Genomic DNA, 26,679 nt, shown 5'->3' on the forward strand with positions numbered 1-26,679 from the left:
CTGTCTCTCTCACCCCCGAGACGGCGGATTCCCGTGCAGTCCTCTACGGACCTCGCTCTCAGAGGAAGAAACACGCCTCGTACTTATATACAAACAGGCGGCAAATCCTCGTACATGCAACTCTTCCAGCGTCTCAAAACAGGATTTGTCCTGACGAAGGACAGTCTGCTCGTCATGCGACACAATCCAGAGCTGTTTCTGTTTCCGGCAGTCAGCGGTCTCGCCGGACTCGGCTTTCTCGCGGTGTTTCTGGGCGTGACCTTCGGCTTGATGGCCGCCAGTCTGGACGGTGTCGCCATCGTCGCGCTCTTCGTCACCTACCTCGTGTTGACGTTCATCTCGTCGTTTTTCGCCGCGGCGCTGGTCCACCAGACACGCGAGGTCCTCGCCGGAAACGACGCCTCACTCCGGGCGGGGATGGCGGCGGCCTGGGATGCCAAGGGACCGCTCGTTGTCTGGTCGCTCATCAGCGCGACCGTCGGGCTGATTATCAACGCAATCGAGAACTCGGACTCCCGACTCGGGCGTCTCATGGGGGCAATCTTCGGCGTCGCCTGGACGCTGATGACGTTTTTCGTCATCCCGGTCATCGTCTTCGAGCGGGTCTCGACCAAAGAGATGTTCACGCGTAGCGCCGGGACGTTCAAACAGACCTGGGGCGAGACGCCGATTAGCCTCCTCGGTATCAACGTCGTCTCGGCTGTCGTGGCGGTTCCGTTCCTCCTTCCCGGGTTCTATCTGTTCGAAACCGGTCTCGTCCCCGTCGGTATCGGGCTGGTGTTGGTCGGCGCGTTGCTGTCGTTTCTGGTCTCTCAGACGCTCCAGGGCGTGGTGAAGACGACGCTGTATCTCTACGCTAGCGACGGGACGCGCCCCGAGGAGTTCGATGATATCGACTTCGGCGACCTCGCGGGCGAGCAACGCGGGACGGGCTCTCGGTCACCGATGGGTGGCGGCTTCCGCTAGGGAAGTCGATACTCGGTTCCATCCCCGGTGTCTTGGACCTCGACACCCAACGCGTCGAGTTCGTCGCGCAGCGCGTCGGCGCGCTCGTAGTTGCCGGCCTCGCGCTCCTGTTCTCGCACGTCTAGTACCAGGTCCACGAGGTCGTCTGCGACCGACACGTCACCCTCCGCTGACGCACCGAGGGCAAGCCCCAGGACATCGCCGCCGAACTCTTCGACGGTCTCGACGGCACGACGCAGATTCTGGTAGTCGTAGGTCGCGTGGTCGTCGACGTGGGCGTTGACGGCCCCGACGAGTTCGAGCAGACTTGCGAGTGCTCGCCGCGTGTTGAAATCGTCGTTCATCGCGGCCTCGAAGTCGTCGCGGGCGGTATCGACTGCCTCGCCCAGCGTGTCGTCGGTGACTGTCGTCGCTGCATCGACCGAATCGGCGGCATCGACGGCCCGCTCGTAGCCGCGTTCGAGCCGTTCCCAGCGCTCGATTGCCTCCTCGATGGTGTCGCTGCTGTAGGTCGCCGGGCTGTGATAGGCCGTCGACAGTAGGAACGTCCGGACGACGTTCGGGCCATACGCCTCGATTGCCTCGGCGACGGTCTCGAAGTTGCCAAGCGAGGACGACATCTTCTCCTCGTCTGGCGCATCGAGCAGGCGGACGTGGAGCCAGTAGCGGGCGAACGTCTCGCCCGTGGCGGCCTCACTCTGGGCGATTTCGTTCTCGTGGTGGGGAAAGACGAGGTCCTGCCCGCCGACGTGGATGTCGATGGTGTCGTCAAGGTGGGTCATCGACATAGCGGAACACTCGATGTGCCAGCCCGGCCGCCCCTCGCCCCAGGGTGAGTCCCAGGTCTGTGCGGTCGCGGCAGCCGTCTCGGGGTCAGCCGCCCCGTCGTGTTGATGGTCTGCAATCTCGTCGGCAGCCACGCCGCCAGCCTTCCAGAGCGCGAAATCCGCCGGGTTGCGCTTCTCTGCCTGTTCGTCGTCGGCCCCCTGGGCTTCCATCTCGGCGGGCTCCTGGTTCGAGAGCTTGCCGTACTCCTCGAAGGCGGTCACGTCGAAGTAGACAGAGCCGCCCGACTCGTAGGCGTACCCGCTCTCAACCAGCTCCTCGACAAGGTCGATAATCTCGGGGACGTGCTCGGAGACGCGGGGGTAGACCTCCGCCCGGCGGAGGTTGAGCGAGCGCATGTCTCGGATGATGTCCTCGATATACGACCGGGCGACTGTGCCTTCGTCGTCGCCGTTCTCGCCGACGCGGGCGACGATTTTCTCGTTCACGTCAGTGAAGTTCTCGACGTGGCGAACGTCGTACCCGAGCCACGAAAGCCAGCGGTGCATCACGTCGACGTGGACCCACCCGCGAGCGTGGCCGAGATGAGCCGGGTCCGAGGTGGTCAGGCCACAGTAGTACAACAAGACAGAGTCGGGGTCCTGTGGCTCGAAAACCTCTCGTTCGCCGGTGAGGGAGTTCGTCACTCGAAGCGTCATTACATCTACCTACGTGGGTGGGCGCTTCAAGCCTGTGGAACTCACTCTGCCAGCGCATCAGACCGTTTTGAGCGAGTTCGCATCACCATTCACTCAAATCTCACTACTTGCTCGCCGCTCTCGACCGGGTCCGGGGCGCGCGTCGCAATCGTGTCGCTGTCGATTTCTTCCGGGTCCCGGTACTCCTCTTCGTCGGCCTGCAGTTGTTCGGTATCGAACTCGACCCGGTCCCCGCCGGTGTCTTCGATGGCGTATACAACGCCGCTCGGCGGCGAGGCTCCGCCGTCCCATGACCCGGCATCTCGGTCGATTCCTGCCGTCGCCCCGGCGCTCCGGAGCAGAAACACCGCCGTGCGCTCCTCGTACACGTCGAGTTCCTCCGTCCTGTGGATGCGTGCGTAGACGTTCGTAACGTAGGACGACGACTCTCGGTAGCCACAGACGATCTCGTGAGTCGCGTAGGCTCGCTCGAAGGCTTCGACGTACTCGATGAGGCTCTCGTCGGTGAATGTCTGCGGTGGCTCGGGATAGGATACGGGCTCTGCAGTTTCGTAGGAGTTGCTGTCGAGAAAGCCCTCCTGGCACTCGATAGTCTTCGACTCGGATGGGCACGTCGGCCCAAGGACACCGTCCGCACGGTCGGATTCGGACGGTTCCCAGTCGGGGAACGAGCAGCCGTCGGCGCGGCCACCAACACAGCCCGCAACCGTCATTAACGTGGCACTGAGCGCTCCCAGGAGGGCCCGTCGTCGCATAGGTTGTGGCTTGTTTTGCCACGCATAAAAAATTATTTACAATCTGGCACTTGCGGAACTTACTCTGCCAGCCACGTCAGCAGTCCGTTCTGTGCGTGCAGGCGGTTCTCAGCCTGTTGCCAGACGAGGGCGTTCTCGCTTTCGAGGGTTTCGTCGGTTATCTCCTCGCCGCGGTGGGCTGGCAGACAGTGCATCACCGGGCGGTCGCCGACCAGCGAGGGCGTCACCTGAAACCCCGCAAAGTCGTCGAGGCGCTGGTCGCGCTCGTCGCCCTGGCCCATGCTGACCCAAACGTCGGTGTAGACGAGGTCTGCGTCCGCGACTGCGGCCTCGGGGTCGTTCGTCTCGGTTGGAGCCGTCCCGACCGACGTGGCCCGTTCGCGCACGCTGTCGTCGATTTCGTACCCCTCTGGCGTGGCAACCGTCAGGTCCAGCTCCGTCATCGCCGCGCCCAGCGCGAAGGACTGACAGACGTTGTTACCGTCGCCGACCCAGGCCACGCTGACATCGAGGTCGCCGAACTGCTCGCGAATCGTCAGCAGGTCGGCGAGTGTCTGGCAGGGGTGGGCGTCATCGGTCAGGGCGTTGACCACCGGCACGCCCGCGTACTTGGCTAGGTCGACTACGTCGCCGTGGTCGAAGACGCGGGCGATGATGAAATCGACGTAGCCCGACAGCGCCCGGGCGGTGTCACAGATTGGCTCCCCGTGGCCGAGGTGGATGTCCTCAGGGCCGAGGAAGATCGCGTGGCCGCCCAGCTGTGTCATCCCGGTCTCGAAGGAGACACGGGTGCGCGTCGAGGGCTTCTCGAAGAGCATCGCCATGGTCTGGCCTGCGAGGGGCTGGGCTCGCTCGGCCGGGGCGGTTGCTTTTCGCGCCGCGGCGTCGTCGAGAACCGTCTCCAGTTCCTCGCTCGTGAGGTCGTCAATGGTGACTAGGTTGCGGTGCGCGTCTGTCTGTGGGTTGTTCATGGTTGAATTTGCTAGACTCATGGGTTCAGTAGCTGTTCGGTCGCTGTCGTCAGTACCTCGCTCGCCCTGTCGAGTTCCGACAGGACGAGGTGTTCGTTCGGCGTGTGGTCGAGCGCCGAGTCGCCGGGACCGTAGGTGACCATCGGACACGCCCAGGCCTCCGCGAAGAGGTTCATGTCGCTGGTTCCGGTCTTGCGGAGCAGGCTGGGTTCGCCGCCGGCCTCGCGGATGGCGACACGGAAGGCTCGGGCAACCGGCGTCCGCGGACTCGCTGTCACCGGCTCGATTCCCTCCGAGAACGAGAGGCTTCCCGCCGCCGTCGCCTCGCTCACGGCCTCGCGGACGCTCTCGACAGTCTCGTCGGGCGGTATCCGGAACTCGACATCCATCGTCGCGGTGACGCCCATCCCGTCGTCGGTCGACCCGCCGTCGACCGCGCGCGGCTTGCAGGTCACGCGCTCGAACACGTCGCCTGCCGTCGTGGCAACTGACTCCTCGATACGGTCGTACCACGAGAGCGCCGCCTCGACAGCGTTTTTTTCGGGGCCGGCCGCGTGTGCCGATTCGGTCTCAACCTCGTAGGTCGCGGTCAGGATGCCCCGATAGCCGAGCGTGACGGCATCCCAGCCCGAGGGTTCGCCGTTGATGACTGCCTCGGGAGCGTCGCGCGTGGCGACGACGTGGCGCGCCCCCCGCGAGTCGGTCTCCTCGCCGACGACGCCGAGAAAACTCGCGCCGGTCTCGACGGCGGCGACGGCCATCGCCGCAAGCGGTCCCTTCGCGTCGACGCTGCCCCGTCCCCACAGCGCCGGCTCGCCGGCCTCGGTCTGTTCGATACGGATGGGAACCTCGCCGGGGACGGTGTCGAGATGCGAGGTGAGCAAGACGCCGTCGTCGGCTGGCGCGTGGACGTTGCCGACCTCGTCGGTGAACGCCTCGCGGCCGTGCTCCTGGAAAAAGGCAAGCAGCCGCTCTGCGCACTCGTCCTCGTCGCCGCTGACCGATGGGGTCTCGACCAGTTCGACGAGCAGATCGCGAACGTCGGTCGCCGTCGCCGCACTCATCCTATCACCGCCCCGAGCGCGTCGACAGCCCGGTCTATCTCGGCCTCGGTCGCGACAAGCGGCGGCAGGAGACGGACCACGGTTCGGCCCGCGGTCAGAACGAGTACCCCGTGGCTCATCGCCAGTTCGCGGGCGACGGCACCGGCACTTGATTTCAGCTCGATGCCGACCATCAGCCCGTCGCCGCGGATATCCCGGACGCTATCCCCGAGTTCGCGTTCGAGTGCCTCGCGCAGGGAGGCCCCCATCTCTGCGGCGTGGGCCGGCACAGCCTCCTCCTGGAGCGTCGAAACTGTCGCCTCGGCGGCCGCGGCGACGACAGGGTTGCCGCCGAAGGTCGAGGCGTGGTCGCCGTACCCCTCGGCAATCCAGTCCTGGCATAGCGTCGCGCCGATGGGGAGTCCGTTGGCGAGTCCCTTCGCGCTCGTCACCATGTCGGGGACGACGCCGGCGCGCTCACAGGCCCATAGCTCGCCCGTCCGGCCGAGGCCGGTCTGAATCTCGTCACAGATGAGCGCCGCGTTCGCGTCCGTGGTCGCCTCGCGTGCCGTCTCTAAGAAATCGGTCGTCGCGGGGTTGATGCCGCCCTCGCCCTGGATCGGTTCGAGGATGACTCCGGCGGTGTCGTCGTCGACGGCCTCGGCGAGTGCCTCGCTGTCGTTGTAGGGGACGAACTCGACGCCTGGAACCAGCGGCTCGTAGGGCTCCTTGTATTTGGATTTCCAGGTCGTCGACAGCGCGCCCATCGTCCGGCCGTGGAAGGCCTGCATCGTCGAGACGATTTTCTCGCTGCCGGTCGCCGCGCGGGCGAACTTGAGAGCGGCCTCGACGGCCTCGGTCCCGGAGCTACAGAGCCAAACGTTCTCGATGCCAGCCGGCGCGGCCCCGGCGAGTGTCTCGTAGAGTTGCTCGCGGATCGCCACCGGATAGGAGGCCTGGACGTAGGTCAGCGCCGAGAGCTGTTCGGCGGCTGCGGACTCCACGCCCCCGTGGCCGTGACCGAGGGGCACGCAAGCGTAGCTCGCGCCGAAATCGAGGTACTCGTTGCCGGCGGTGTCGGTCAACGTGAGTCCGTCGCCCGATTCGATCTGTATCGGCTTCTGTGAGTAGACAAAATCACTCATGTCGTATCGACCTCCTGGGCTTCACCGCCCGCTTGGGACTCCTTCTCTGCCAGGGCACCTGGCGTGACGTGGGTGCCGCCGCCGTCGAGTGCATCTCTCACCGGCCGGTCGGCTCCGGCGTCGCCGACGATTGCGGCCGGCGCGCCAGCCGACAGCGCGTCCTCGACAGCCATCACTTTCCGGCCCATCCCACCCTCGGCGGCCGTCGACAGACCCTCCCAGGCTGCTGGCGTCTCGACGCGCTCGATGAGGGTCCCATCGGCGTCGAAGACGCCGGGCACGTCCGTCAGGAAGACGACCGTCGCCGAGAGCGCGCCAGCGACTGCCGCCGCCACGCCGTCAGCGTCAGTGTTGACTGGCGTCACCTCCCCGTCGTCACCTCCCGCCATCGGCGGGCAGACCACCGGCGTGTAGCCGTCGGCCAGAAGCGAGTCGAGCAGGTCGGTATCCACCGACTCTAGCCGACCGGAGTGGTCGCCCCGGCGAATCTTGCGCTTTCCGTCTTCGAGAACCCGGACCGCCGAGGTGCGCGGTCCGGTGAGGAGACCGCCGTCGACGCCGGAGAGACCGACCGCGTCGACGCCAGCCGACTGGAGGCCGGCGACCAGTTCTGTGTTCACCAGCCCGGGGAGGACCATCTCGAAGACTTCCATCGTCTCTGCGTCGGTGAACCGGCCGACGACGCCGTCGGGCGTCTCGACGTACTCGGGAGTCATCCCGAGTGATTCGAGCGTGTCGTCGACGGCCGTCGACCCGCCGTGGGTGACGACGACCTCCGTACCCTCTGCGACCAGTTCGGCCACGTCCTCCAGCGCGCCCGCCGGGTCGACCGCGCGAGCGCCGCCGATCTTGACGACGACGGTCACGCGCGCCACCTCCAAGTGGTGGTGTCATGGCCCACACAGCAAAGCGAGCGGGAACGTCTCGACGTCGTCATGGCGAACCCACCGGGTGGAGCCCGCGAGCGTCCAGTCCGGCCGTCTCCTCGACGCCGAGTGCGACATTTGCTGCCTGTACGGCCTGTCCTGCCGCGCCTTTCATCACGTTGTCAATCGCTGAGACAACGACGAGACGCTCGCTTCCGGGGTCGAGCGCGAACCCGACCTCGGCGCGGTTGGTGCCGGCCACCGTCTTGGGTTCGGGGTAGCGATAGACGCCGCTCCCGCCCGCGACAAGGTCGACGAATGGTTCGTCCTCGTAGCTGTCGCGGTAGATTTCCCAGAGGTCGGCCTTCGAGACCGGCCCGTCGGGGAAGACGTGACAGGTCGCTGACGCGCCACGGACCATATCGACGGCGTGGGCGCTGAAGGCCACATCGAGCCCGAGATAGGCTGCAATCTCGGCCTCGTGGCGGTGGCCGGTCGGCGCATACGGGCGGACGACGCCAGAGCGTTCGGGGTGTGAGGCGGCCTCTCCCCCGCCCGTCCCGCCCTCGCTCGACCCGACTTTCACGTCGACGACGACCCGCTCGTCGCCGGCGAGCACGTCGCCGACCAGCGGCAACAGGCCGAGTATCGACGCCGTCGCGTTACAGCCCCCGACCGCGACCAGGTCGGCACCCGGCAGGGCTTCGCGGTTGAACTCTGGCAGGCCGTAGACGGCCGACTCCAGGAGCTCCGGGCGGCTGTGGCCGTCGTAGTACTCTTCGTAGGGGCCGACATCGGGGAGTCTGAAATCCGCCGAGAGGTCGACGACCGTGTCGGCCGCGTCCTGGAAGCGGTCGATTTCGGCCATCGAGACGCCGTGGGGCGTCGCCGCGAACAGGAGGTCGACACTCGCCAGCTCCTCTGGACTCGAAAACCGCAGGTCCACGTCCCGGAGGTTCGGGTGGACGTGACCGAGGGTGCGGTTCTCTTTCCCGCGGCTGGTCGCCTGGACCAGCTCGATTGCGGGGTGGTCGACGAGCAGGCGACAGAGCTCGCCGCCGGCGAAGCCGCTCGCGCCGACGACGCTTGCGGTGTAGCTCATTTCAGTCACCTCCGGCCACAGGAGCCGTCTGGACCGTCGATTCGACCCAGTCGACGACAGCGCCGGGCACGTCGGCCTCGACGGCGTCGTTCAGCGCCTTGAACTCGACGGTGTGGTTGATTTCGTGGACGGTGTATCCCTCGCCGGTCTCCATCAGGTCGACGCCGAGCAGGCCGCCGCCGACCGCCTCGCTCGCCCGCGCGACGAGGTCCGAAACCTCGTCGTCGACAGCGAAGGCCGCGGTTTCGGCTCCGGCGGCGGCGTTTGTCACCCAGTGGTCGCCCGAGCGACTCATCGCGGCGACGGCCTCGCCGTCACAGGCCAGCACGCGGATGTCCCGGCCCGGCTTCTCGACGAACTCTTGGACGTAGAAGACGCTGTGTTCGTAGTGACCGAGCGTCTCCTTGTGTTCGAGCACCGCCTCCGCGGCCGAGCGGGAGTCGATTTTCGCCAGCAGGCGACCCCACGAGCCGACGACCGGCTTCAACACACAGGGGTAGCCGAAGGACTTGATGGCTTCGAGTGCCGCGTCCGTCGTGAACGCTACCGTCGTCGTCGGCGTCGGGACGCCTGCTGCCTCAAGCGCAAGACTCGTCTCGACTTTGTCGGCACAGGTCTTCGCGGTCTCGGCGCTGTTGACGACCGGAATTCCGTAGGCCTCAGCGAACCGCGTGAGGTAGGTACTCCGGCTGGTCGCCAGACAACGGTCGAGCAGGACGTCGACCTCGGTCAGCGCCGCCGGCGGGTCGGCGAGGTCGAACGCTAGGTCGCGGACATCGATCTTCTCGACCTCGTGGCCGCGCTCGCGCAACGCCGAGAGCAACAGCTTCTCGTCGTGGCGAATCCGCGAGTAGCAGAGTCCGACCTTCACTGCCACCACCTCGAAGGTCCACCTGTCTGCACGTCACTCACCCCAGTCTTGCTGTAATTCGGGTGCGACATCCACCTCGACGGGGTCGACCCCGAGCACTTCGAGCTCTGCGCCGCAGGTCGAACAGTCGAGTATCTCTCCAGCTTCGATACCGTCGTACAGGGACAGTTCGGTCCCGCACTCGATGCAGTCTGCCATTGTACTTCTCACTCGGCAGCCGCACAACTTAATACTTTTGAAAATATAATTTGACTTATAGTAATGTAGTCCAATCTAACCGGGCCAAGAGGGCATGAAAATCGCGTTTTCTGATTCCAACATCAGAATTATGTCACTATCCCCAGACGGGGATGGTCGTGGTCGTCGTGCCGGGAGTCGTCGAGGGGGTGCTCCAGGCGAAACGGTGGCCTTGGCTCTCGGACTGCCGACGAGCCCCGTCCGGTATCTCTCTGTCTCAGACATAGTTCGAGACTGCTGTGTCGCGTTTCTGATGGGCGTTTTCGAGCGATTCGTGGTGTGTGACGAGCGTGCTGCGGTGGTTGTCGAGTGTGTCTTGGGCGCGGTCGAGGTGGTCGCCCACTGTTTCGGGTGCAGGCCCGCCACGGGAATCACGGCTCGCGACGCTTCCTGCCGGGTCGAGGACGCGCTCAAGCGCGTTGACGTCGACGACCGCCGACAGCGGTTCGTCCAGCACCGACTCGGCCGTCGTGTCGAGCGTCTCTACTGACGGCGTGCCCTCGGCGCGCTCGGCCGCCTCCGCGACGAGTTCGTGTGCGGTCCGGAACGGGACACCGGCCTGTGCAAGCAGGTCCGCGACGCCGGTCGCCGTCGAGAATCCTCCGCCGGCGGCTGACTCGAGTGCGTCAGTCTCCCACTCGGCGGTCGTGAGTGCGCCGACGGCGACCTCGGTCGCCTCGGTCACCGAGTCGATAGCCTCGAAGGCGTGGCTGCTCGCGCGCTGGAGGTCGCGGTTGTACGCGCGGGGCAACCCCTTCAGCGTCGTCAGCAAGCCGTCGAGACCGGCGGTTGCGTCACCGACCCGGCCCCGGACAAGTTCGAGCGTGTCGGGGTTTTTCTTCTGTGGCATGATGCTCGACGTGGAGGCGTACTCGTCGGCCAGCGTAAGATACCCCTTGTTCGCGAAGAGGACGCCGTCCTCGGCCAGCCCCGACAGGGTCGTCCCCAACCCCGCGGCCGCGGCGGTCGTCTCGACGAGAAAATCACGCGCGGAGACGGCATCGGTAGCGTTCTCGACGAGACCGTTGAATCCCAGTAGCTCGGCGGTGCGCTCGCGGTCGACGTCGAAGGGTGTTCCCGCAAACGCGGCCGCGCCAAGCGGCGAGCGGTTCAGACGGGCGTAGGCGTCGAGCAGGCGCTCGGTATCGCGGGCAAGCGCCTCCTCGTAGGAAGACAGCCAGTGGGCGACCGTCGTCGGCTGTGCCGGCTGGAGGTGTGTGTAGCCGGGCATGACCGTCTCGGTGTGTGCGGCCGCGGCCTCGAGCAACGCCGCCCGGGCTCCGACCACCGTCTCGACGGCTCCGAGTACGTCCTCACGGAGGCGATACCGGAGACACGCCGCCACCTCGTCGTTGCGTGAGCGGGCGGTGTGCATCCGTCCGCCGGTCGGCCCGACCCGACCGATGACGGCCGTCTCGATTGCCTCGTGAACGTCCTCGGCGTCGGGCAGTGCGCCGTGTCCCGCACGCTCGATTTCGACGAGTGCGTCGAGAATCGCGCCGGCGTCCTCGGCCGTGATAATCTCTTCTTCGGCGAGCATGACGACGTGAGCGCGGTCGACGGCCAGGTCTGCCGCGAAGATACGCTCGTCGGCCGAAAGCGAGGAGAGGAACTCCCGCGCGGGGCCGCCGCTGAAGCGGTCGCGGCGAACGACGCTCTCGGCGTTGTCGTCAGTCATCGTCAGGCTGTGGGGTCGTCGTCCGCGAGACGGGACTGGAAGCCGTGGTATTTCGCGACGCCGGTCGCGTCGGCCTGTTCGATGCCGCCGCCCACGTCCGACTCGTTGAACGAGGCCGCACGCTCGCTGTAGACCGAGTGTGGGCTCTCGCGGGCGACCGCACGGCAGTGCCCGCCCTCAAGTTTGACGGTGACGGTACCGGTGACACGTTTTTGTGTCTCGTCGATGAAACCCTCCAGTGCGTCGACCAGCGGCGCGTCGACGAGCCCCTCGTAGGCCTTCTCGGCCCACTGCTGGTCAACGTGGTTCTTGAACTGACGCTGTTCGGTAGTCAGGACGAGCCCCTCCAGGGCCTCGTGTGCCGTCAGCAGGACCGTCGCCGCCGGATGCTCGTAGTTCTCGCGCACCTTCAGCCCGAGCATGCGGTCTTCCATCATGTCTGTCCGCCCGACTCCGTAGGCACCGGCCTGTTCGTTGAGCGCCTCGATTAGCGCCACGGGGTCGGTCACTTCGTTGTCGAGTGCGACGGGTGTCCCATCCTCGAACTCGATTGTGACGTAGGCCGGGTCGCTTCCGTCGGGGTTGTCTGTCCACTCGTAGATGTCGTCGTCGGGAATCGTCGAGGGGTCTTCGAGCTCGGAGCCCTCGACCGAGCGACTCCAGAGGTTCGTGTCGACGCTGTACTTGCCTTCGGAGCCGCCCTCGACGGGAAGGCCGCGCTCGGCGGCGTACTCGTTTTCCCACTCGCGGGTGAGCCCCAGTTCGCGGACCGGTGCAATCACGTCGAGTTCCGAATCACGCCAGACCGCCTCAAACCGGAGCTGGTCGTTTCCTTTACCGGTGCAGCCGTGGGCGACCGCGGCACATTCTTCTTCGAGTGCGACACCGAGAATCGCCTCGGCGATGATTGGGCGGGCGAGTGCCGTCCCGAGTGGATACCCCTGGTAGGTGGCGTTTGCCTGTACCGACTGCAAGCAGAGCTCGGCGAACTCCTCGCGGGCGTCGACGACCGTGTGTTCGACATCGAGCGCCGCGGCGGTCTCGGCGGCCTCCTCGAACTCGGCCGCTGGCTGGCCGACGTCGACGGTGACGCCGATGACCTCGTCGTAGTCGTACTCCTCTTCGAGCAGCGGAACGCATACTGTGGTGTCGAGCCCGCCAGAGAAGGCAAGCGCGACACGTGTGGTGTCTGTCATATGTTGTATGTAGTGAATGACCGCCTGTGGGGCGGAGACTGCAACACGATACCGGTCGACGGGTGGAGAATAAGTGCGGGCCTAACGGCCCGGTCGTGGTCGGTGGTCGACGGACTCATTGGATGGCGAACCGACGCCTGCGTGGTGAGTCCAACGCATCTACCACAACATAGTCTGACTGCCGTATTAATAGTTTCCGGTCGCCGTATGTCATTGGGTCGGCATACCGATTGGCTCGAAACGAATCAACGTCTGTATTATTCCCGAGTATTAACGATAGGAACACGAGGAGAATTATGGAGGTAACCGTCATTGGCTGTGGAAATATGGGGAGTGCTTTTATCAAGGGTCTCTCGAGAACAGGAACGCACGACGTAACTGCATGCGACCCCGATCCGAGCGCTCTCGACTCAGTCGCACCGTACTGTCAGCAAACCACGACAACTGTCGACGACGCGGTAGAGTCGGATCTGGTCGTCCTCACTGTGAAGCCGAATGCCGTCGACGACGTACTCCAGGCTATCGACCTCTCGTCGGACCAGACGCTCGTTACCGCGGCCGCGGGTGTCACGACCGAGTTCGTCGAAGCGCGTACCGACGCGACAGTCGTTCGTATCATGCCGAATCTCCCGGCCGAAACCGGAAATATGGCTGCCGCCGTAGCGGGGGACAAACCGGACGCCGACGTTCGCCAACTCCTCGACAGTCTCGGGGAAGCCGTCGAAATCGACGAGGGGCTGATGGATACGGCGACGGCGCTCAACGGAAGCGGCCCCGCGTTCGTGTTCTACCTCATCAAGGCGATGAAGCAGGCCGGCGTCGAGGAGGGGCTCTCGGCGGACGACGCCGAACTGCTCGCGGCACAAACCTTCAAAGGAGCTGCTGAGACGGTCCTCCAGTCCGAACGGGACGTTGACGAACTAATCGAGGCAGTCTGTTCGCCCAAGGGGACCACGATTGAGGGGATGACCGTCCTCAGAGAGAGCGATGTCGAGACGGAAATCGGAAACGCACTGTTCGCGGCGTCCGACCGGGCCAGAGAGCTGTCCGAGGAGTACGACAGTGAGTGATCGAGTCGACGCCGAGGCGATCGACCGTGCACGACGGCAGGCCGCCGCAGCCGAACGCGTCGTCGTCAAGATCGGAACGAGCTCGGTTACCGACGAGGAGTCGAATCTCGACGACGATAAGCTCGATCAGTTCGTCGACGGCGTCAATTCACTGATCGACCGCGGCAAGGAGGTCATCGTCGTCTCCTCTGGAGCAATCGGGGCCGGAAAAGGGCGAATCGATCCCGATGGCGATACCATCGAGGCGTCACAGGCGCTCTCGACGATCGGGCAGAGCCACCTCATGCGACGGTACACGGAGAGCTTCGAACGGTACGACCGGTCCGTTGCGCAACTCCTTTTGACCAGACACGATCTCAACAACGCCGAACGCTTCACGAACTTCAGGAACACCCTCGAGACGCTTCTCGAGTGGGATGTCGTGCCCATCATGAACGAAAACGACGCCGTTGCGATCGAGGAACTCCGAATTGGCGACAACGATATGCTCTCGGCGTCCGTCGGTGTCGGTATCGATGTCGATCTGCTGGTTACACTCACCGATGTCGGTGGCGTGTACACCGACAACCCGAAAGAAGATGACGAACCGGAACGAATCGAAGCTATTGGGCGCAACTACGCCGAGATCGAGACTTTCATCGAAGAGAGTACGACAGACGAGTTCGGCGGCATTCGAACGAAGGTTCGTGGCGCCCGAAAGATCAGCGAACACGGTGCACCGGCGATTATCGCTCGATCGACAGAGCCGGACGTCCTCCAGAAAATCGCTACCGGTGAACCGGTCGGAACGATATTCGTCCCTATCAGCGAACAACAATGACTGAGAAAAGTACGAAAGCGAAAGTGACAGAAGCAAACGAGGCAGCCCTCGAGCTTGGAACACGCTCGGACAGCGAGCGCAGCGCGAGCCTCCACAGAATCGCCGACGCAATCGAGGACAGCCAGGAGGAGATCCTCGACGCGAACGCCGAGGACGTTCGGGAAGCCGAAGAGATGCTCGCGAGCGGGGAGTACAGTCGAGCCCTCGTCGACCGTCTCGAACTCTCGCCGTCGAAGCTCCGGAGTATCGCCGAGATGGTCCGAAGCGTTGCCGACCAGGAGGATCCCCTCGGCAAGACGTTTACCGCGAGACGTCTCGACGAAGAACTCGAACTGTACAAGGTGGCGGTCCCGATTGGTGTCATCGGAACTGTCTTCGAGTCCAGACCCGACGCCCTGGTGCAGATTGCCGCGCTCAGCCTCAAGTCGGGGAACGCAGTCATCCTGAAAGGCGGCAGCGAGGCCAGCAGTTCGAACCGGGTTCTCTTCGAGATCATTCGAGACGCAGCTTCGGAGTTGCCCGGTGGCTGGGCACAGCTGATCGAGGCGCGCGAGGATGTCGACACGATGCTCGGGATGGATGACTCAATCGACCTCCTCATGCCACGAGGGAGTTCGGAGTTCGTCAGTTACATCCAGGACAACACGAGCATCCCCGTTCTCGGCCACACCGAGGGTGTGTGTCACGTCTTCGTCGATAGCGAGGCTGACCTCTCGATGGCGTCCGAAATCGCATACGACGCGAAGGTGCAGTATCCTGCGGTCTGTAACGCCGTAGAGACGCTATTAGTCCACGAGGACGTGGCAGACGAGTTTTTACCGGACATCGCTGGTCGCTATCGTAACGCCGATGTCGAGTTACGGGGTGACGAAGCCACACGCGAAATAATCGAGGCGAAGCCAGCGACGACCGAAGACTGGTCGACGGAGTACGGCGACCTCACACTCTCGATTAAGATTGTCGAGGCGCTGGAGTCGGCGATTGACCACGTCAATACCTACGGATCGAAGCACACCGATTCAATCGTGACTGCTGTCACAGAACGAGCAGGTACGTTCATGCGAGCTGTCGACTCCGCGAGCGTGTTCCACAACGCCTCAACGAGGTTCAGCGACGGGTACCGGTACGGACTCGGCGCTGAAGTGGGTATTAGCACAGGGAAGACCCACGCCAGAGGACCAGTCGGCCTTGAGGGCCTGACAACATACAAGTATCACCTCGAAGGGAGCGGGCAGACCGTCGGTGTCTACGCAGGAGACGACGCAAACCCGTTCCTCCACGAGGAGTTCGAGGGTGAGTGGAACTCCGGGCGTCTCTCTGAAGAATAACTCCTCAAAGACAAGCTGTGTCGCTGTGGTCGGCGACGACCCCCCTGTTTTTATTTTTGGCCGAACTGTTTCGATGTGAGTCGCTCTCGTGGTGGTGTATCCGCCACGGAACTCGGACTCTTCCGGGAGTCCGGCCAGTCTATCATCAGCGTATTACATCATAACAATGACAGACGAGACAGAGACACCGAGTCCACTCGACCCGTTCAAGCAGTTCTTTTCGTTCCAGCGGGACGTACTGGTCCTTTCGGTGGCGATGTTCGCGTTCAGCCTCGGCTTCCAGATGACCAGCCGATACATTCCCCGGTATATGTCTGTCCTCGGTGCTGGCGGACTCGCAATCGGACTGTTTGGCACGGTGGGGAACATCATCAGCGCCGCCTACCCCTATCCCGGCGGGGTTATCTCCGACCGCATCGGCTCACGGTACGCGCTCACGCTCTTCGGGCTGATTTCGAGTCTCGGCTTTCTGTTCTGGCTCGTCGCACCCGCGCTTGGGACGATAGTTGTCGGCGGCGTGACCATCGAGCCGTGGTTCTGGATTTTCGTCGGGCTCTTTCTCGCACAGGCCTGGAAGTCCTTCGGCCTCGGCGCGACCTTCGCTATCGTCAAGCAGGCTGTTCCGCCGTCACGACTCGCCCGTGGGTTCGCTAGCACCGAGGTGTTTCGCCGGACTGCCTTTCTGGTCGGTCCGCTACTCGCCGCTGTCGTCCTGTTTGTCTTCGCGGACTTCCAGGTCGGCTTCCAGGTCATCCTCGCCGTCGGCATGGTCTTTGGCGTCGTCGCTACGGCCACACAGCACCTCCTCTACGAGGCCGAGGACACCTCGATTGGGAAGGAGTTCGAGGGTCTCCAGGAAATCAGAGACGACCTCCGGGGCCTCCCGCCCGCGTTGCGGCCGCTTCTGGTCGCGGACACGCTCGTTCGCTTCGCCAACGGGATGGTGTACGTCTTCTTTATCATCGTCGTCACGGAGTTTCTCGAAGTGAGCCTCGACCTCGGCGCGGTGACGCTCAATCCCGACGTGTTCTTCGGCGTCTTGCTCGCCCTGGAGATGGTCGTCGCGCTCGTCTCGATGCCCGTCGCCGCGAAACTCGCTGAGCGCGTCGGGCTGAAACCCGTTGTCGCGCTTGGATTCGCGGTGTACGCTATCTTCCCGGTACTCCTGATTTCGGTCCCGGAGGGGGTCCCGTTCACTGCCGCGCTCGTCGTTCTGTTGTTCCTGTTCTCGGGGCTGCGCTTTGCCGGGCTGCCCGCACACAAGGCGCTCATCGTCGGGCCGGCCGAACAGCAGGCCGGCGGTCGCGTCTCGGGGTCGTACTATCTCGTCCGCAACACGGTCGTCATCCCGAGTGCCGCCATCGGCGGTGCCATCTACGACGGGTTCACGATCCCGGCCACGTCGCTTGGCTACGGCGGCAGTCCGACGCTCGCGTTCGCGCTTGCGACGGCTATCGGGAGCGTTGGCGTCGTCTACTTCCTCCTCTTCGGCAAGGAGTTCGAGGCCTACGAGTAACGGCCTATTTGTGCTCGCAGCCAGAACAAACGCGTATGGACGACAGCGCCGCACTCGGGCGCTACAGCTCCCCGCTTGACTCGACGACGCCGGACGGCGACGATCTTGAGCCGCTCACTGACACGCTCGGGGACGCGACAATCGTCGGCCTCGGCGAGGCGACACACGGGACCCACGATCTGTTCGAGCTGAAAGGGGCCGTCGTTCGCCATCTCGTCGCCGACTGCGGCGTGCGGACGGTCGCCTTCGAGACGGATTTCGCGAAGACGCTCGCACTCGACGAGTACGTCCGGCGCGGCGAGGGGACGGCCGCAGACGCACTCGACGCGCTGGTGCTCTGGGTCTGGCGCGCCGAGTCGATACTGGAGACCGTCGAGTGGCTCCGCGCGTTCAACGAGGGGCGACCGCCGGAGGACAGGGTCCGTCTGCTCGGGGTCAGCCTCTCTGAGCCGGGCGCGCCAGCGAGGAGGCTCCGGGCGCTCCTTCAGGCGGTTCCGTCGATAGCTGTCCCGGACGAACTGGACGCCCTCGCCGACGACCCGGTACCGGAAGACGACCGTGATGCGTTTCTCGACGACGGCATCGCCGTTGCCCGCGGGCTCCGAGACACCCTCGATGCCCACCGGCCGGCCGTCGTCGACCGGCTCTCGCCCCGCGAGTGGACCGTCGCCAGGCGGCTGTGTCGCCACCTCGAACAGAACTGCGAGTGGAACCGGCTGCGCCTCGCGACCGAGGGCTTCGACCCCGAGGCGTTCGAGTTGCGCGACCGGCTGATGGCCGAGACGGTCGGCTGGTGTCTGGATACGGACCCCGGCGACGGCGTGGCCGTCTGGGCACACAACAGCCACGTCAAGCGCGGCTCGTTCGACATGCCACAGGACTGGGCGGCCGGCGAGACGATGGGCGAGGTTATCGCACAGGACCACGGCTCTGCCTACCGGCCGTACGCGACCGACTTCGCCCGCGGCAGCTACCGCGCAGTCGCCGATTCAGAGGCCGGGCCGGAGACGTTCACCGCAGACGGCCCGCCAACGGAAGCCACGACCGCGACGCTCGACACTGTCGAAACACCGACTGGCTTCCTCGATATCGAGAGCGCAGCCGCAGATTCGCGGCTCGATTCCTGGTTCGACCGGGACCGGAAACTTCGGGCCGTCGCCGCGCTGGTCGATCCCGACGCCGATGACCGGCGGCGGATGACGACTGACCTGGCGTCGTCGTTCGACGGGCTGTTTGCAATCGAAGAGACGGCTCCGTCGATCCCGCTCGCTCGCTGAGACGATGCGGGCGACGAACAACCGATTAACATCGCGTCACGATGAACACCACACGTGAGCAAGACATTCGTTCGGGATCGGAGGGTTCGGACCGACGACGCGAGCGGTCGCCTGTTCAGGGGAATTGGCGACGGTCCACGTCCGGGCGTCCTCCTCTGTCACGGCGCTGGTGGGGCAGGCGGCTACGAGCAGCGGTACGCCGCGATGCTCGCCGAACACGGCTACACGGTCTTCTGTGTCGAATACTTCGGCGCCCCTGGCGTTCGTGATGCGCTACTGGAAGTCCCGCTGGAAGAGTTTGGTGACGCCGCCGAGTGGCTTCTCGACCGTCCGACCGTCAGCGGAGATGCTGTCGGTGTTATCGGGTTCTCGCGTGGCGGTGAGGCGGCACTGTTGGTCGGCTCGCAGTTCGACACTGTCGGCGTCGTGGTGGCGTACGTGCCGAGCTGTTATGCGTGGGCTGCCCCCTCCTGGATGGACGGGGTCGGCGACGACCGACCGTCTTGGACTCTCGACGGTGAGCCCGTTCCGTACCTGAACATCGACGAGTACGTGCCCGACGACAACGACCCCGACGACCCACTCACGAGTGACGGCCATAGCGCATGCTCACTGGCTCTAGAGGGGACGACGGAAGCAGCGAAAGAGCGAGCGACTATCCCGGTCGAGGCGATCGATGGGCTGGTCCTGCTCGTCTCTGGCGGTTCGGACACGGTCTGGCCGTCGTCACTGTTTGCAGACCGTGCGGCGGCGCGGCTCGAACGCAACAACCACGCGTGGCAGTTCGACCATCTCGCCGTTCCAGACGCCGGTCACGCGATTCGTGTTCCCTATCGGTTCGACGAGGAGACGCCACTCGACGGCACGCACGCGTACGGTGGCACCCACAGCGAGAACGCACGGGCAAGTGCGCTCGCCTGGCGACGAACCCTCCAGTATCTCGACCGGGCGCTCGGCCCGTCCGACGCTCCCGTCGTGGGCCGGTCTGACACCTGACAGCGGGAGACAACTGGGGGGAGGTTGTCTTCGGACGTGAGACGGCGAAGTCGATACGCGTTTAGCCGTCGGTCGGTGACATTGGAACAATGAGAGTGACGTTCCTCGGGACGAGCGGTGCAGTGCCGACGACGGTCCGGAACCCGAGCGGGCTGTTAGTCGAACGCGAGGGTGACCGGCTGCTGTTTGACTGCGGCGAGGGAACCCAGCGTCAGATGATGCGCTACGGGACGGGATTCGATGTCGAACACGTCTTTCTAACCCACACCCATGGCGACCATATCTTCGGGCTGCCGGGCCTCACCCAGACCTGGGACTTCCAGGACCGCGACACGCCGCTTGCGGTACACGCTCCCGCCGGGACGCGTGACCGCATCGAGACTCTGCTGTCGGCGACCGGCGAGAGCCCATCGTATCCCGTCAGGGTCACGCAGGTATCGGCCGGCGATGTGGTGCTCGACCGCGAGGCCTACGAAGTGCGGGCTGTCGGTGTCAACCACCGGACGAACGCAGTCGGCTACGCGCTCGTCGAGGACGACCGAAAGGGCGAGTTCGACCGCGAGAAAGCCGAAGGCGAACTCGGCATCCCTCCGGGACCGAAGTACTCGACGCTCCACGCGGGCGAACCGGTCGAACACGACGGGCGGACGATCCAGCCCGAGGAGGTCGTCGGCGAACCTCGGTCCGGCCGGCGACTCGTCTACACGGGCGATACGCGGCCGACCGACGGCGTTGTTGAGGCCGCCGAAGGGGCCGACCTGCTCGTCCACGACGGCACCTTCGGTGAGGACCACCGCGAACGGGCGCTCGAAACGGCACACTCGACGGCCCGAGAGGCAGCCCAGGTCGCCAGCGACGCCGGCGCGAAACGGCTCGCGTTGACCCATCTCTCGACGCGGTACACCGGCCAGGCGGCCGAACTCGAATCACAGGCCGCCGAGCGCTTCGACGGGACCGTCTTCGTCCCCGACGACGGCACGCAGGTAACGGTCCCCTACCCCGACTCCGACCGCGAGTTCCAGGTCGACCAGCTCGGCTAGCCGACTCCTTGTTTGACCTGTGTCGCGAGCGTTGCGAACGCGACCGTCGCCCTGTCATCTGGGTCGACCGCACGGACTGGGAGACCCGCCCGCTGTGCGCGCCTGACCGCCGGCGAGTCCGGAATCTGTGTGACCGGTCCCTCCAGTGTCGTGGCGAGTCGGTCGAGGCGGTTCTCGGGATAGGACTGTTCGACGCGGTTGAGGACGACCCGAGCGAGCGGGGTGTCGACGGCGCGGGCCAGTTCTCGTGCTCGGACTGCGTCGGCAACTGCCGGCCTGGTCGGACGGGTGACCAGCAGGCACGCATCGGCCGCGAGCAACGCCACACCGACGTCGGACCGCAACCCTGCCGGTACGTCGACGACGACGGTCCCATACTGTCGCTCGACCGCATCGACGACGTCTGCCAGCGCGGTCGGGTCCGCGCCGCGACCGCCCGCCAGCGACCGGCCACACGGCAAGAGTCTGACTGCCCCCTCCTCGGAGACGGCTTCGAGCGGTGTCGCCCGGCCGGCGAGCACGTCGTGGAGGTCGGGCCCGCGTCGTGCGGGAAGGTCTGCCATTCCCAGGTCGCCGTCGATGACGACGCCGTCGAGTTCGGCCCCGAGATTGTACGCGACTGTCGACTTCCCGACGCCGCCCTTGCCGCCAGTGACTGCCAGCTTCATACGACCCGTTCGAGTGTCGCCAGCGGCAGGTCGACGGCCGCGAGTTCCTCGGCCAGCGTCTCCGACCGCCGCCGGAGTTCTTGGAGCTGTCGCCTATCTTCGTCGAGCTGTGCTTGGAGCTCTCGGACCGCCTCGATGCCGCCGGCCGCCTCGACCGCGTCGCGTATCTCGTCGGCGTCTGTTGCCCCGGCCAGGCGCTCGGTCTCGTCGAGGCGGCCCTCGACAGCCTCGAACCACGCGGTCGGCTCTGTGGCCGTCGCCGAAGCTGCGTGCTCCGCCTTCGCCCGCGTCGTCTTGGCTTCGTCCACCGCTCGCTTGCTCCCGCCGTCGACGGCTGTCGGGCACGTCTCCTGCGCCGGCCCGGCCGGTGGTGTCGCCGGCAGGACATCCCGCGGTGGCCGGGGGTCTCCGAGTGTTCGAACGAGACGGCGTGGCGTCACCCCCGCCTCTTCGGGGCGTCCGGTCGCTGTTATCTTTGCGGGTGGCTCTTGTGGGGGTACGGGTGTCGCATAGCCCACGACGAGTGGCTCGTCCGCGCTGACGGTCCCCTCGAAGGTGTTCTCCTGCCAGCCCTGTGTCGGCACACCCTGCTCTCTGGGGGGCCAGACCGGCCGCAGGCAGCTCTCGATTGTCACCTGCTGGGCGCGGTCGCCCTGGACCGAGAGTTCGACGAGGGTCACCTCGCCTGTGCGTCTGAGTTGCCAGTCGAGCGTCGCCATGGGCGCTCTGGTCACCCCCTCGTACTTAAACGTCGAGGACGGGCGCACCGAGGTACTCGCGTGCTGTCTCGGCCGACGTGAACCGGTCGACAACGAGCACGACCGGTGCCTGCACCTCGCCGAGGCGGACGAGCGCAAGCGCCGCAGTGACGGCCTCGGCTTCGAACGGTGCAGTCACCGCTCCTGTGACCGCCGAGCCGGGAACCGTCGGCAAGACAGCACAGAATTCCTCCCGGAGGCAATCGACGAGGTGTGCACGGGCGTTGCGTTCGAGATTTGCGACCCGCTGTTCGAGTCGGAACCGACGCTCGCGGCGGTCCCGGCGCTCGCGCCGTCGCTTTCGGTCTCGTTCGTAGGCCTGTCTGGCCGCGATGGCGTCGGTCTCGGCCTCAGTCAGTGTCTGTAACGCCTCATCGAGTTCGGATTCGGCCGGCTCGGTCTCCAGGCCGGCGTCTGCCCGCTCGCGGACGCGGCCACGCGACTCGGCGGCACGAATCCGTGCCTGGTCGACGGCCGCTTCTGCGTCGGCGAGGCGTTCTCGCTGTGAATCGAGCGGTTCCGATTCGACGGAGATTGCTTCGAGGTCGCGTCTCGCCTCCTGCAGTTCCTCGTCGTACGGTGTGTCGAGGCCGCGCGTCCGGGCGGCCCGGGCGAGTGCGGTCTTCGTCCGCAGCCCCATCCCGGGACGGATACAGCCGACGGCTTCGTGTAGCGGTGCGGGCTCCGGGCAGTCGACCTCGATTCGCCGGTCTGTCGTCTCTCCCGTCTGTCGAACTGCGGCGGCGACGACTTCGGGGTCGATATCCGTCGCGACCGAAACGGTCTCACCCGTTCGGACGACATCACCCAGACGACAAATCACGGTCTTTCATCTCCGTTGGCGCTGGTAGCTCTGTCCCTGTCTGGAACTGCTCGTAGGGAAGTGACGGTGTCTCCCGGTCCTCGTATGCGGCTGCTGCCGCTCGCACCTCAGAGCGAAGGGCCGCGAACTCGTTGAACGGGACCGTCTGTTCGAGCTGGATTGCCTCGCCGTGTTTTTCTCGCAAGCGGAGTGCCTGGAACGCGCCGAACTCGGTCGCCTCGAAGAGGGCAACGCGGCCGAACTGACGGACGACGGTCCCATCGTGGCTCCGACAGACGTTTCGCAAGCTCTGTCGCGCCTCCCGTGAGTACGCAATGACCAGTAACACAGCGGACGGTGGCGGCCGTCGACCACCTAAACTATTCGAAACGCCCTCACTCAGCCGCGAGCAGCTCCCGTGTCCGGACGCTGGGCTCGTCGCCAAGAGATACCTTTGCGTCGAACAGCGACGTAATCGATGCGACGTGTTCCGCGTCGTGTGCATCGGGGTCGATGTGGAAGTGTGAGTGTGCGCCGGCGGCGTGAATCTGGCCGGTTATCGCGTGCAGAAACTCGTAGGCCGTGTTGACGTCGACGTACTGGAGCATCGAGGTGAGCGAGTCGAAACAGACGAAAACGGGTCCGTCCCACTCTGAAAGGAACTGTCCGATTGTGATACCTAGCCCGGTGAGGTCACTTGGCGAGGAGACTGTCTCCGTGACGACGCCGTCGCGAGCTTCCGGCGAGGCGTCTCCGACGGTGACGACACCGACCTTGTCGAGGTCGTCGTGCCCGTCGAGTTGTGCGACACAGTCCGCGGCCGAGCGCGTGTACGTGACAAAGAGCACACTCGGCGCTGGCTGCTGGTCACACAGCAGTGACGTACAGACATCACGCCCCTGTCCCATCGGCGGCTCCGCGAGCAAGACGTTCGTCGTCTCCTCGAGTTGGTCGTGTATATTCTCCATCGTCGGCTCGTTTGTCGGTGAGACGGCCTTGAGATATAAACCGCTTTGTCTTCTCGTATCAGAACTCGACATCGACTTCGGCATCTTCGGTAGCCTCGTCGAGTCCGTCACGCTGGGCGTCGGCCGCGAGCTGTGTGCTCAACTCGATGTCGGTCAGACACTCCTCGAAGGTCGTCCGAAACCGGTGACTGACACGCCGCGACCGGGCGTTTGCCTGGACGACTGCCAGGATGCGCTCGATTTCAGTCGCGGTCAGGTCGAATTCTGCTGCCAGTGTCTCGGGGTCGGCGTCGGCCCGCTCGCGCAGCAATTCCCACGTTTCCTCACTGGCGGTGACAGCTGGCGGGTCGTCGTCGCGAACGAGATGCAGTGACATGCGCGTCTCGAAGACCGTCGCCGTCGGGACCGACAGCTCCGCCGCCAGGGTCTCGTCGTCGGCCCCCTCGTAGAACCGTTCGACGAGTGTTTGTCGCTGCTCGGTCGAGCAGTCGGTCTCGATGTCGAATTTCTCCTCGAGCTCTTCGATTGCCCCAGTGAGGCGCTCTCTGTCAACCTTGCCGCTGTCGGCTACCGACCCACGTAACTCTTCCTGTGACTCTGTAACCGCTTCTTCCTCTGAAACGTCGAGAAAGATATCCCGGAGTTCCTCGGTCTTCTCGTCCATGTGACACAGAAATCTATCGGTCGGGTATAAAAATCTGACTCACGGACTCACGCGATAGCCAACCGAGAACAACTGAGGCCGGATGGAGAAAAGGTTTAAGCAGATTGCAGTCTCGGGTTTATATACTATGAGTGACGTCACACGGGAGACGTTCTGGCAGATAAGCGCGGTCGGGGAGATCATCTTCTATTTCCTGACAGCAGTCACGATACTGGTGTTCATCTACGGGGTCTACAGCCGATTCGCTCGCTATGCACGAGGGACCGAAGACCCGTTCCCGCGGCTGGACGACATCGGGACGCGGGTCCGAGAGGCCTCGCGTATCGCCTTCTCGAACGAGAAACAGTTCAACCGCGACCTCGTCGGCGGACTGATGCACTCGTTTATCCTCTGGGGGTTTCTGACGCTTCTCATCGGGACGACCATTCTGTCTATCGACAAGTACGCCTACAAGCCCTTTACCGGCGAATCCTTCTACGTCGGTGACTTCTTCCTCTCGTACTCGTTCGTGATGGACCTGATGGGGCTGCTCTTTGTCTGTGGTATCTCGATTGCCATCTACCGGCGCTACGTCGTCCGCAACGAGCGCCTCTGGGGCAAACACACCGGCTACGAAGACGACCTGTTCGTCTGGTCGCTGTTTTTCCTCGGCGTCGGCGGCTTCCTGCTCGAAAGCGTCCGCATCGCCGGCTGGCAGGGCGGTCCACAGGCCTTCGAGCAGGTGAGCTTCGTGAGCTACTTCCTCGCGAACACCTACCAGACTCTCGGCCTGACCGCAAGCGGCGCACAGAGCATCTATCCCGCCGTCTGGTGGGGCCACTCGATTCTGGCGCTGTGGTTCATCGCCTGGATTCCCTACGCGAAGCCGTTTCACATGCTCTCGTCGTTCGCAAACGTCGTCGTGCGCGACCCCAAGGCGGGCGCACGGCTTCCGGGCGTGCCAGCAGACCCCGCGGCCGACACCGCGACCGAGGAGATAGACGACTTCTCCTGGAAACAGATTCTCGACCAGGACGCCTGCACGAAGTGTGGCCGGTGTTCGTCTGTCTGCCCGGCGAAAGCCTCCGGTCGGCCGCTTGACCCCCGTGATGTCATCCTCGATTTGAAAGGCTACCGCGAACAGCACGACGCCGGCGAGGAGGACATCCCTATCATCGCCGACGGCGGGACGAGCGTCATCGACAGTTCGACGATGGAGTCCTGTATGTCCTGTATGGCCTGCATGGACGCCTGTCCGGTCGAAATCGAGCACCTGACCCACTTCACCGACATGAACCGCCAGCTCGTCGAGCAGGCTGACGTGGACTCGAACGCCCAGGACGTCTTCCAGAACGTGATGCAGCAGGGCAACACCTTCGGCGACCCGGCGCGCAACCGCCCGGACTGGACCGAGGACCTCGACTTCGAGGTTCCCGACGCACGCGAGGAGTCCGTCGAGTTCCTCTGGTACGTCGGCGACTACCCCAGCTACGACGAGCGCAACCAGGAGGTCGCAAAGAGTCTGGCACGTCTCTTCGAGGCCGCTGATGTCGAGTACGGCATCCTCTACGAGGACGAGGTCTACGACGCAAACGACGTGCGTCGGATGGGCGAGGAACTGCTGTACGTCGACCAGGCCTCCCAGCTCATCGGGGCCTTCGAAGACTGCGAGTTCGAGACCGTCGTCTGTACGGACCCCCACTCGTTCAACACCATCACCAACGAGTACCCGGAAATCGACTTCGGCGAGTACGCCGACGACCCGATGATGGAGGTGCCCGTCGAGGGCTACTGGAACGCCGACGGGACGTACGACGTGAAACACTACACGCAGGTCGTCGCCAACCTCGTCGAGTCCGGGACGCTCGACGTGCCGGGGGCGCTCGATTACACTGCTACCTATCACGACCCCTGTCATCTGGGTCGGTACAACGACGTCTTCGAGGCACCCCGCGAGCTCGTCGTCGAGACGGGCTGTGAGCTCCACGAGATGCCCCGCAACCGCGCCGATTCGTTCTGTTGTGGCGGCGGTGGCGGCGGCCTCTGGATGGACTACGACGAGGAGCCAAAGCCGAGCGAGGAACGACTCCGGGAGGCACTCGAAGATACTGACGCTGGAAGCGCCGTCGAGAAGTTCGTCGTCGCCTGCCCGATGTGTATGACGATGTACGAGGACGGCCGCAAGACCGGCGGCTTCGAGGACGATATCGAAATCGTCGGCCTGACAGAACTGCTCGCCGAATCCATCCAGGCTGCCTAATCCGCCCGCGTTCTGTCTCTGCCGTTCCGTCGAAAATAACGACTCATCGTGATTATTGCGAGCCGTTCTTGCCACAGTGGTGCTCGTTCTGTCCATCGGACGCTGACCCGACTGAGGTCATAGACCCGGTCTGAAACTCATCTCAGTATCAGTCTTCGCTTCGCTAAGACGTGCTGTACCGGATAGATTCTGCGTACGTGGCAACGGGGAGGGTACTCG

The 26,679-nt window shown here is 64.6% G+C and carries 26 protein-coding genes; 9 read left to right on the forward strand and 17 right to left on the reverse strand.

The genetic code is table 11. The annotated features are described in order from the left end of the window. Positions 1-114 precede the first annotated feature (114 nt). A complete protein-coding gene (locus tag OSC37_RS10320; protein ID WP_267161393.1) occupies positions 115-966 on the forward strand; it encodes a DUF6159 family protein in 852 nt (283 codons plus the stop codon). On the opposite strand, the gene cysS is transcribed toward OSC37_RS10320, so the two are convergent. The 11 genes from cysS to OSC37_RS10375 form a co-directional block, all read right to left on the reverse strand. Next, positions 963-2,450 (reverse strand): cysteine--tRNA ligase, encoded by a 1,488-nt coding sequence (gene cysS / locus OSC37_RS10325; protein ID WP_267161394.1) that lies wholly within the window; start codon positions 2,448-2,450, stop codon positions 963-965. The genes OSC37_RS10320 and cysS overlap by 4 nt on opposite strands. An 89-nt stretch (positions 2,451-2,539) precedes the next feature. Further along, positions 2,540-3,205 carry a hypothetical protein gene (locus tag OSC37_RS10330; RefSeq protein WP_267161395.1) on the reverse strand — a complete coding sequence of 222 codons (666 nt, stop codon included), beginning with the start codon at positions 3,203-3,205 and terminating at the stop codon, positions 2,540-2,542. Between the two features lie 59 nt (positions 3,206-3,264). Next, the gene (gene argF / locus OSC37_RS10335) at positions 3,265-4,176 is read right to left on the reverse strand and encodes an ornithine carbamoyltransferase (protein WP_267161396.1); all 912 of its coding nucleotides are present in this window, start codon (positions 4,174-4,176) and stop codon (positions 3,265-3,267) included. Between the two features lie 17 nt (positions 4,177-4,193). Next, positions 4,194-5,240 (reverse strand): [LysW]-lysine hydrolase, encoded by a 1,047-nt coding sequence (locus OSC37_RS10340; RefSeq protein WP_267161397.1) that lies wholly within the window; start codon positions 5,238-5,240, stop codon positions 4,194-4,196. Further along, complete coding sequence (locus OSC37_RS10345) at positions 5,237-6,364, reverse strand: aspartate aminotransferase family protein (protein WP_267161398.1); 1,128 nt, start codon at positions 6,362-6,364, stop codon at positions 5,237-5,239. Before OSC37_RS10345 ends, OSC37_RS10340 begins: the two co-directional genes overlap by 4 nt. Beyond that, positions 6,361-7,230, reverse strand: a complete 870-nt coding sequence (locus tag OSC37_RS10350) for an acetylglutamate/acetylaminoadipate kinase (protein WP_267161399.1) — start codon at positions 7,228-7,230, stop codon at positions 6,361-6,363. The genes OSC37_RS10345 and OSC37_RS10350 overlap by 4 nt, the downstream gene beginning before the upstream one ends. A 67-nt stretch (positions 7,231-7,297) precedes the next feature. Next, positions 7,298-8,332 (reverse strand): N-acetyl-gamma-glutamyl-phosphate reductase, encoded by a 1,035-nt coding sequence (argC, locus tag OSC37_RS10355; RefSeq protein WP_267161400.1) that lies wholly within the window; start codon positions 8,330-8,332, stop codon positions 7,298-7,300. A gap of 1 nt (position 8,333) precedes the next feature. Beyond that, a complete protein-coding gene (gene lysX, locus OSC37_RS10360; RefSeq protein WP_267161401.1) occupies positions 8,334-9,203 on the reverse strand; it encodes a lysine biosynthesis protein LysX in 870 nt (289 codons plus the stop codon). A 33-nt stretch (positions 9,204-9,236) separates the two neighbouring features. Next, positions 9,237-9,401: a lysine biosynthesis protein LysW gene (locus tag OSC37_RS10365; RefSeq protein ID WP_267161402.1), complete on the reverse strand. Its 165-nt coding sequence runs from the start codon at positions 9,399-9,401 to the stop codon at positions 9,237-9,239. Between the two features lie 256 nt (positions 9,402-9,657). Continuing rightward, positions 9,658-11,118: an argininosuccinate lyase gene (gene argH / locus OSC37_RS10370; RefSeq protein ID WP_267161403.1), complete on the reverse strand. Its 1,461-nt coding sequence runs from the start codon at positions 11,116-11,118 to the stop codon at positions 9,658-9,660. A 2-nt stretch (positions 11,119-11,120) separates the two neighbouring features. Next, a complete protein-coding gene (locus tag OSC37_RS10375) occupies positions 11,121-12,314 on the reverse strand; it encodes an argininosuccinate synthase (protein ID WP_267161404.1) in 1,194 nt (397 codons plus the stop codon). A gap of 326 nt (positions 12,315-12,640) precedes the next feature. Here OSC37_RS10375 and proC point away from each other — a divergent pair, with 326 nt between their 5' ends. The 7 genes from proC (at position 12,641) to rnz (ending at position 20,361) form a co-directional block, all read left to right on the forward strand. Next, on the forward strand, positions 12,641-13,384 hold the full coding sequence (gene proC / locus OSC37_RS10380) for a pyrroline-5-carboxylate reductase (protein WP_267161405.1): 744 nt from the start codon (positions 12,641-12,643) through the stop codon (positions 13,382-13,384). Beyond that, positions 13,377-14,204: a glutamate 5-kinase gene (gene proB / locus OSC37_RS10385; protein WP_267161406.1), complete on the forward strand. Its 828-nt coding sequence runs from the start codon at positions 13,377-13,379 to the stop codon at positions 14,202-14,204. Before proC ends, proB begins: the two co-directional genes overlap by 8 nt. Continuing rightward, complete coding sequence (locus OSC37_RS10390; protein WP_368409426.1) at positions 14,201-15,532, forward strand: glutamate-5-semialdehyde dehydrogenase; 1,332 nt, start codon at positions 14,201-14,203, stop codon at positions 15,530-15,532. Before proB ends, OSC37_RS10390 begins: the two co-directional genes overlap by 4 nt. Positions 15,533-15,698: 166 nt before the next feature. After that, the gene (locus tag OSC37_RS10395; RefSeq protein WP_368409427.1) at positions 15,699-17,048 is read left to right on the forward strand and encodes an MFS transporter; all 1,350 of its coding nucleotides are present in this window, start codon (positions 15,699-15,701) and stop codon (positions 17,046-17,048) included. Positions 17,049-17,083: 35 nt separating this feature from the next. Beyond that, entirely contained in the window at positions 17,084-18,325 is a 1,242-nt protein-coding gene (locus tag OSC37_RS10400; protein WP_267161408.1) for an erythromycin esterase family protein, read from the forward strand. A gap of 54 nt (positions 18,326-18,379) precedes the next feature. Beyond that, entirely contained in the window at positions 18,380-19,321 is a 942-nt protein-coding gene (locus tag OSC37_RS10405) for an acyl-CoA thioester hydrolase/BAAT C-terminal domain-containing protein (protein ID WP_267161409.1), read from the forward strand. An 89-nt stretch (positions 19,322-19,410) separates the two neighbouring features. After that, positions 19,411-20,361 (forward strand): ribonuclease Z, encoded by a 951-nt coding sequence (rnz, locus tag OSC37_RS10410; protein ID WP_267161410.1) that lies wholly within the window; start codon positions 19,411-19,413, stop codon positions 20,359-20,361. Here rnz and OSC37_RS10415 read toward each other — a convergent pair. From OSC37_RS10415 to OSC37_RS10440, 6 genes are read right to left on the reverse strand one after another with little or no spacing between them, the layout of a single operon-like run. Further along, positions 20,358-21,029 carry a MinD/ParA family ATP-binding protein gene (locus OSC37_RS10415; RefSeq protein ID WP_267161411.1) on the reverse strand — a complete coding sequence of 224 codons (672 nt, stop codon included), beginning with the start codon at positions 21,027-21,029 and terminating at the stop codon, positions 20,358-20,360. The genes rnz and OSC37_RS10415 overlap by 4 nt on opposite strands. After that, entirely contained in the window at positions 21,026-21,748 is a 723-nt protein-coding gene (locus OSC37_RS10420) for a DUF7857 domain-containing protein (protein ID WP_267161412.1), read from the reverse strand. Before OSC37_RS10420 ends, OSC37_RS10415 begins: the two co-directional genes overlap by 4 nt. A gap of 25 nt (positions 21,749-21,773) precedes the next feature. After that, positions 21,774-22,610 (reverse strand): DUF7856 family protein, encoded by an 837-nt coding sequence (locus OSC37_RS10425; RefSeq protein WP_267161413.1) that lies wholly within the window; start codon positions 22,608-22,610, stop codon positions 21,774-21,776. After that, on the reverse strand, positions 22,591-22,938 hold the full coding sequence (locus OSC37_RS10430; protein WP_267161414.1) for a DUF7855 family protein: 348 nt from the start codon (positions 22,936-22,938) through the stop codon (positions 22,591-22,593). Before OSC37_RS10430 ends, OSC37_RS10425 begins: the two co-directional genes overlap by 20 nt. Before the next feature lie 46 nt (positions 22,939-22,984). After that, on the reverse strand, positions 22,985-23,557 hold the full coding sequence (locus OSC37_RS10435; RefSeq protein ID WP_267161415.1) for a DUF7504 family protein: 573 nt from the start codon (positions 23,555-23,557) through the stop codon (positions 22,985-22,987). A gap of 58 nt (positions 23,558-23,615) precedes the next feature. After that, entirely contained in the window at positions 23,616-24,221 is a 606-nt protein-coding gene (locus OSC37_RS10440) for a conditioned medium-induced protein 4 (protein WP_267161416.1), read from the reverse strand. Between the two features lie 127 nt (positions 24,222-24,348). On the opposite strand from OSC37_RS10440, the gene OSC37_RS10445 reads away from it, so the two are divergent. Continuing rightward, entirely contained in the window at positions 24,349-26,460 is a 2,112-nt protein-coding gene (locus OSC37_RS10445; protein ID WP_267161417.1) for a (Fe-S)-binding protein, read from the forward strand. Positions 26,461-26,679: the final 219 nt, after the last annotated feature.

The sequence above is a fragment of the Halovenus salina genome (assembly GCF_026410925.1).
Taxonomy (GTDB): Archaea; Halobacteriota; Halobacteria; order Halobacteriales; family Haloarculaceae; genus Halovenus; species Halovenus salina.

What these genes read in the sequence shown, in the direction of transcription:
- OSC37_RS10365 (WP_267161402.1), bottom strand. Translation starts at nt 9,401, where the DNA reads ATGGCAGACTGCATCGAGTGCGGGACCGAACTGTCCCTGTACGACGGT.
- OSC37_RS10320 (WP_267161393.1), top strand. Translation starts at nt 115, where the DNA reads ATGCAACTCTTCCAGCGTCTCAAAACAGGATTTGTCCTGACGAAGGAC.
- OSC37_RS10340 (WP_267161397.1), bottom strand. Translation starts at nt 5,240, where the DNA reads ATGAGTGCGGCGACGGCGACCGACGTTCGCGATCTGCTCGTCGAACTG.
- OSC37_RS10395 (WP_368409427.1), top strand. Translation starts at nt 15,699, where the DNA reads ATGACAGACGAGACAGAGACACCGAGTCCACTCGACCCGTTCAAGCAG.
- argC (WP_267161400.1), bottom strand. Translation starts at nt 8,332, where the DNA reads ATGAGCTACACCGCAAGCGTCGTCGGCGCGAGCGGCTTCGCCGGCGGC.
- OSC37_RS10400 (WP_267161408.1), top strand. Translation starts at nt 17,084, where the DNA reads ATGGACGACAGCGCCGCACTCGGGCGCTACAGCTCCCCGCTTGACTCG.
- OSC37_RS10445 (WP_267161417.1), top strand. Translation starts at nt 24,349, where the DNA reads ATGAGTGACGTCACACGGGAGACGTTCTGGCAGATAAGCGCGGTCGGG.
- OSC37_RS10415 (WP_267161411.1), bottom strand. Translation starts at nt 21,029, where the DNA reads ATGAAGCTGGCAGTCACTGGCGGCAAGGGCGGCGTCGGGAAGTCGACA.
- proC (WP_267161405.1), top strand. Translation starts at nt 12,641, where the DNA reads ATGGGGAGTGCTTTTATCAAGGGTCTCTCGAGAACAGGAACGCACGAC.
- OSC37_RS10435 (WP_267161415.1), bottom strand. Translation starts at nt 23,557, where the DNA reads ATGGAGAATATACACGACCAACTCGAGGAGACGACGAACGTCTTGCTC.
- cysS (WP_267161394.1), bottom strand. Translation starts at nt 2,450, where the DNA reads ATGACGCTTCGAGTGACGAACTCCCTCACCGGCGAACGAGAGGTTTTC.
- OSC37_RS10440 (WP_267161416.1), bottom strand. Translation starts at nt 24,221, where the DNA reads ATGGACGAGAAGACCGAGGAACTCCGGGATATCTTTCTCGACGTTTCA.
- rnz (WP_267161410.1), top strand. Translation starts at nt 19,411, where the DNA reads ATGAGAGTGACGTTCCTCGGGACGAGCGGTGCAGTGCCGACGACGGTC.
- argF (WP_267161396.1), bottom strand. Translation starts at nt 4,176, where the DNA reads ATGAACAACCCACAGACAGACGCGCACCGCAACCTAGTCACCATTGAC.
- OSC37_RS10390 (WP_368409426.1), top strand. Translation starts at nt 14,201, where the DNA reads ATGACTGAGAAAAGTACGAAAGCGAAAGTGACAGAAGCAAACGAGGCA.
- argH (WP_267161403.1), bottom strand. Translation starts at nt 11,118, where the DNA reads ATGACTGACGACAACGCCGAGAGCGTCGTTCGCCGCGACCGCTTCAGC.
- OSC37_RS10420 (WP_267161412.1), bottom strand. Translation starts at nt 21,748, where the DNA reads ATGGCGACGCTCGACTGGCAACTCAGACGCACAGGCGAGGTGACCCTC.
- OSC37_RS10375 (WP_267161404.1), bottom strand. Translation starts at nt 12,314, where the DNA reads ATGACAGACACCACACGTGTCGCGCTTGCCTTCTCTGGCGGGCTCGAC.
- OSC37_RS10330 (WP_267161395.1), bottom strand. Translation starts at nt 3,205, where the DNA reads ATGCGACGACGGGCCCTCCTGGGAGCGCTCAGTGCCACGTTAATGACG.
- OSC37_RS10345 (WP_267161398.1), bottom strand. Translation starts at nt 6,364, where the DNA reads ATGAGTGATTTTGTCTACTCACAGAAGCCGATACAGATCGAATCGGGC.